At 56.2% G+C, this 1,520-nt stretch carries 1 protein-coding gene; it reads right to left on the bottom strand.

The window, feature by feature from the left end; genetic code table 11:
- Window positions 1-1,520, bottom strand: a 1,520-nt coding sequence (locus ACXJ5O_RS26620) for a diguanylate cyclase domain-containing protein (protein WP_457302530.1), incomplete at both ends; no start/stop codon positions are given.

A 1,520-nucleotide genomic window follows, 5' to 3' on the forward strand; every position in this document is an offset into this window, starting at 1 on the left:
GCGATTGCGGCCTTCGGCCTTGGCCGCGTAGCAAGCAGCATCGGCGCGGGCGATCGCCTCGGCGAGGGTGACGCCCGGTTCATCGAGTGCTGCTATTCCAACGCTGGCGCCAATGTTCTGGATTTTTCCGTCCCAGGGCAGCTGAATGGTTCTGATCTCGCTTATCAAACGCTCGGCGGCTTCTTCTGCCTCCTCAAATCTGCTGATCGGAAGGAGAACAGCGAATTCATCGCCTCCCAGCCGTCCAATGATGGCGGAGTCGGGTAAAGCATTGTTCATGCTCGATGTTGCCATTTTGAGCAAAGCATCGCCGGCCGCATGACCAAGCGTGTCATTGACCATCTTGAAGCGGTCGAGGTCTATGTAAAGCAGCACATGTGGAGCTCTGTCGCCGCTTTTTTCGATCAGCGCCGATACGGCCGATTCGAATGCCGTCCGGTTCAAAAGCCCCGTCAAAGCATCATGGGTTGCCGCGTGGGAAAGCTCTCTTTGCAGATTTCGAGCGCTCGTGACATCCTGGATCACCAGCACAGACCCGGTTATAGCGCCTGTCAGATCGAAAAGCGGCGAGGCGATATCCCTCAGAGAACGCCGTCCTCCATCCGACCGGACAAAGAGAGCGTTTTCAGCGCTCTCCACGGTCTGGCCGATTTGCATTGCACGGCTCGTCGTAGAGACAAGGGTCGTGCCGGTTCCTTCATCGATGAGATTGAGTACATCTTCCAGTCGTGAACCGATGAGTTCCTGAGCATTAAGCAACAGTAATCGTTCCGCCGCTGGGTTGGCAAACGTAATATTGTTCTCAACATCCGTAGTAAGAACCGCATCGCCTATGGACTGAAGTGTGATGCGATAGAGGTCCTTTTCCCGGGCTAGCGCCTCCGCGTTCAGGACCTCTTCTGTTATATCCCAGATGCTACCCATCAACATGTCGGGCATTGTTTCGTGACGGACACGCCGCGCCAGAGCGAACACATGGCGGATTTGAGCATCAGGTTTGATGATCCGGTAGCTCGTCTTCATGGGCTCGCCGGTCTCAAACGTGGATTCTATCTCACGCTCGGCCCTGGCTGCGTCGTCCGGGTGCAAAAGATTGTGCCACGTGGCGCGGGGTACTTCATCGGGACCTGGGCCTATACCGAAGATCTCGCGCATGCGGCGATCCCACAAGACGATCTCGGTCTCGCTGTTGAAATGCCATAGCCCAACCTGGCCAGCGTCGAGCGCGAGTTGAATGCGCTCGTTCAGCAATGTCAGTTCCAGTTCGGCGTTCTTCTGATCGGATATGTCCGTCTGGACGCCGATCATTCTCGATGGGTGACTATTTTTGTCCCATTCGACAACACGTCCCCGGTCGAGAACCCACACCCAGTGACCATCCTTGTGGCGCAGTCTGAACTCGGTCTCAATCTGCGATGTTTCGCCGGAAATATGCCGTTCGCCGCTCTCGATGGCGCGCTGCTTGTCATCAGGGTGTATGAGTGTCAGCCAAAGATCGCTGCTATCGCCGAGCTCGTCTT

This window comes from Phyllobacterium sp. P5_D12 (assembly GCF_054049495.1).